This is a genomic window from Piscinibacter defluvii (genome assembly GCF_004011805.1).
Classification (GTDB): domain Bacteria; phylum Pseudomonadota; class Gammaproteobacteria; order Burkholderiales; family Burkholderiaceae_C; genus Piscinibacter; species Piscinibacter defluvii.
This window is the reverse complement of the sequence record NZ_ML137205.1, coordinates 345-4,246: the sequence shown is the minus strand read 5'-3', so window position 1 is coordinate 4,246 and position 3,902 is coordinate 345. Positions and strand designations below refer to the sequence as shown.

The window sequence follows — 3,902 nt, the reverse complement described above, 5'->3', positions numbered from 1 at the left end:
GTCGAAGGAGCCGCCACCTCAGCTCATGCGTTCAACAGACTCCGGGACATCGCCCGGCCCAAGCGCCAACCCGCGGCGGTCGCCTCAGCTCAAACGTTAGGCCGCACAAGGCATCACCGAATCCAGCCCATGCTGCGCCAAACACTCCTGCTACTCCACCTGCTCGGGGTCATCGCCTGGCTTGGTGGCATGTTCTTCGCCTACTTCTGCCTTCGGCCCGCAGCAGCACAGGTGCTTCAGCCGCCGCAGCGTCTTCCGCTGTGGTCAGCTACCTTTGCCCGGTTTCTTCCGCTCATGGCTGTCGCCGTAGTCGTCATCATTGCATCTGGTCTGCACATGCTGTTCAGCGTCGGCCTTGGCGCAGCACCCATTGGCTGGCACGTCATGTTCGGCGTTGGCTCGGTCATGGCCGTGGTGTTCGGGGCGGTGTACCTGCGGGTGTTCCCTCAGCTCAAGGCTCACTGCGCAGCGTCATCCTGGCCCGAGGCAGGCGCTGCACTGAATCGTATTCGTCAGTTGGTCGCGCTCAACCTCGTACTCGGCGCTGTCGTGGTCGCGGCGGCAGTCTCCGCCCGCTAAGGTTCAGTCCACGCCACGCGGTGCGGCCTAACCCTTCGCTCGAGGCGACCCTCCACGGCTTGGCGCTTGGGCCGCGAGCCCGTAGTTCTTATCATCGGCCTCGCGGCCCAAGCGCCAACCCGCGGCGGTCGCCTCAGCTCAAACGTTAGGCCTCACGACACTCCCACCCCATGAAGCGCATCATCAATATCGACGATCTTGAGTTCCGCGATCACGAACACGGCCAGTCGTTCAATGCTTCGGGTGCTCAGGTCTCGGGTGAAGTTGGAGCCGTCAAGCTGGGGTACAGCGTGACCGTCGTGCCTCCGGGCAAGAGAGCGTGGCCGTACCACAATCACCACGCGAATGAGGAGATGTTCTTCATCCTGGCTGGTGCCGGCGTTATTCGCATGGGCACAGAAGAGTACCCCGTGCGTATGGGCGACTTCATCGCTGCACCTGCGGGCGATCGATCTACCGCACATCAAATCATCAATACCTCCAACACCGAGCTGCTCTACATCGCCGTCAGCACCATGCTTCGGCCGGAGGTGGTGGAGTATCCCGATTCGAACAAGTTCTCGGCATCCACCGCCCTTCCCGGTGCGCAGGGAGGCTTCCGGCTTCTCGGCGAGAAGCATGAGTCGGTTGACTACTGGCTCGGTGAGAAGTAGCTAGTCCAAGGCAGCGGGGTGAGGCCTAACCCTTCACTCGAGGCGACCCTCCACGGCTTGGCGCTTGGGCCGCGAGCCGGCCAGTGTCATCATCCGTCTCGCGGCCCAAGCGCCAACCCGCGGCGGTCGCCTCAGCTCAAACGTTAGGCCGCAGGAGTTGCACCGCCTCCGGTACTAGCGCTCCGAAGGACGAGGTCTTGAGCCAGCTCAATCGCCAGACCGTCATTGAGGAGTATCGAGTCCCTTCACGCCAGGAGACCGCGCGCGGCGAAGGAGGCGCATCATGCAGAAGCTTCTACGTGCTTTGGGCAGGGCACTAGCGCTCTGCACTGTCTTTGCCGCCTTTCTTGTCGCTAGCTGCAAGTCATTCCCAACGGTCAAGACCTACGAAGGGGAAAGACAACCACAGCAGAAGGTTGCGTTAGTGAGCCCAACGCCTGGCTGGGAGGGCCTTGCAGGAGAACGGCAGGATGTCTACTTCTTGAAGCTAGACGGTGTCGCACTTACTAAGTCGGACATCGACAACCACGCGTCGCTCGAGGTTCTTCCCGGAGTCCATAGGCTGACTGTGGCTGCTCGGCTACGAGTTGCTGGAGAACGAGTCCTCTTCGAGGATCCGAATCCGATCACCTACAACTTCGAGGCGGGCAAGCACTACCAGGTGTATGCGCGCCTCTCTCCAGGCCCAACTCCAGGTCAAGCAGTGGCTCGCTTCTGGATGGAGGATGACTCAGGCCAAGTTGTCGTGGGGACGAAATAGCCGTCTAAGTGCCGCTGCGTGGCTTGCTAGGATCGACGAGACGCACCGCGTGAAAGTTTGGACTGATGGGTGCGGCCTAACCCTTCGCTCGAGGCGACCCTCCACGGCTTAGCGCTTGGGCCGCGAGGCGCTCGCTGGCATCATGCACCTCCCGGCCCAAGCGCCAACCCGCGGCGGTCGCCTCAGCTCAAACGTTAGGCGGCACAGCCACCAACCATGACCAACCGCGACCTTCGGAAGCCGACGCTGGCTGCTCTTGCGCAGTTACTAGGTCCGCTCGGCTATCGCAGCGCCTCCAGTTTGTTCACTCGCGAAGTCCAAGACGTGGTGCACCTCGTCGAGGTGCAGGGTTCGCGCCAAAGCATCGCAGGCTCGGCGAAGTTCACGGTGAACATTGGCATCCTTGTTCCGGCTGCCATCTACCCGGACGTGCGTGAGAGCACCAAACCCTCCGTTCCGCAAGCACACTGGCGCGCAAGGCTCGGCTCGCTGTCGCCGGAACGAAGCGACCTTTGGTGGCAAGTCCACACCCTTCTGGACGCTGAGTTGGTAGCCCGAGATGTTGCTGCACGAGTTGAGCAACATGCACTCCCAGCGTTGAGTCGCCTACAGAGCTCGCAAGACCCAATCGCGCTTTGGCTGTCTGGCTCAAGTCCGGGCCTTACGGTCGCTCAGCGCGCAGAGCTTCTTGCACGGTTGCTTCAAGCAACGCACTGCCACGCGAGTGCCGCCTAACCCTTCGCTGAAGGCGACGGCCACCGGCTTGGCACTTGGCCCGCGAACCCGTCGTTCATATCATCGGGCTCGCGGGCCAAGCGCCAACCCGGCGTCTGCGCCTCAGCACAAACGTTAGGCGTCACGGGCAAACACCACTTCAGCATGCGTACCGTCTTTGAAGTACTCCACGCGGTTCACCCGTTGGCCCCGGCACTCTTCCTCCTTGTAATGGCAAACGGATTGCTGGCTCCAGCGCTACTCGCAGCAGTAGCGAAGGTCCCGTACGACATTGGCAAGGTTCGCGCGCTTGCCAAAGCGGGCAACGCAGCAGCCAAGTACTCGTACTACTCTTGGCTGCTCTTTGCAGCATGTGCCGTGGCAGTAGTAGTCGCCATCCTCGTGGCAACGCTCTAGCCGTGGGCTAGAGGCCGAACACAGATGTTGTTTATGGCTGGGTCTCAGCTGCAAAGCCGTGCCAGTTGTGTCAATCGGTCTTCCTGAAGCGCTCAGCTTCCAGTCTCGTAGCGGCTCGCCGTTCCCTGCTACCAAGGTGACGCCTAACCCTTCGCTGGAGCGGGACCTCCACCGGCATGGCACTTGGCCCGCGAGGCGCTCGCTGTCATCATCCGCCTCGCGGGCCAAGCGCCATCCCGGCGTCGGCCCCTCAGCTCAAACGTTAGGCCGCACGACCATGGGCCCTGCCCTCTCACACTTTTCTGAGCATCACGCCAAAGAGTTCGCAGAAGCCGCTCGCCGCAGCAAGGCGCTTCACGGCCGATGGGTCAGTCCACCTACCGAAACGTCGGCCGCCGCAGACCTTGCCAGTCGGCGCCAGGGCCCTACGGACTTTGGATTCCTCATTCGCGACTACGAGAGCACTCGAATCGCAGGCTACATCGAGATAACGAACATCGTTCGCGGCCCACTTCAAAGCGGCTATCTCGGCTACTACATGTTCAAGGGGTACGAGGGCAACGGCTACATGAATTGGGCTCTCGCAACCATCATCAAGCGCGCCTGGGAGGTTCACAAGTTGCACCGACTGGAGGCGAACATCCAACCGGGCAACCTAGCTTCCATCGAGTTGGTCAAAGCTCTCGGCTTTCACCAAGAGGGCTACTCGCCGCGCTACCTGAAGCTGCGCGGGCGCTGGCGCGATCACGAGCGTTGGGCAATCATTGCGCGGTAGCGAG

Annotated in this window: 5 protein-coding genes; all 5 read left to right on the top strand. The window is 61.8% G+C overall.

Annotated elements, in window-relative coordinates:
* A partial coding sequence (locus D9C15_RS09465) for a CopD family protein (protein ID WP_240668350.1) occupies positions 1-579 on the top strand: 579 nt, incomplete at its 5' end.
* A gap of 170 nt (positions 580-749) precedes the next feature.
* Positions 750-1,232 (top strand): cupin domain-containing protein, encoded by a 483-nt coding sequence (locus D9C15_RS09460; RefSeq protein ID WP_127997209.1) that lies wholly within the window; start codon positions 750-752, stop codon positions 1,230-1,232.
* 283 nt (positions 1,233-1,515) lie between these two features.
* On the top strand, positions 1,516-1,992 hold the full coding sequence (locus tag D9C15_RS09455) for a hypothetical protein (RefSeq protein WP_127997208.1): 477 nt from the start codon (positions 1,516-1,518) through the stop codon (positions 1,990-1,992).
* Positions 1,993-2,208: 216 nt separating this feature from the next.
* Positions 2,209-2,727 (top strand): DUF4304 domain-containing protein, encoded by a 519-nt coding sequence (locus tag D9C15_RS34565; RefSeq protein WP_127997207.1) that lies wholly within the window; start codon positions 2,209-2,211, stop codon positions 2,725-2,727.
* 673 nt (positions 2,728-3,400) lie between these two features.
* Complete coding sequence (locus D9C15_RS09445) at positions 3,401-3,898, top strand: GNAT family N-acetyltransferase (RefSeq protein WP_127997206.1); 498 nt, start codon at positions 3,401-3,403, stop codon at positions 3,896-3,898.
* Positions 3,899-3,902: the final 4 nt, after the last annotated feature.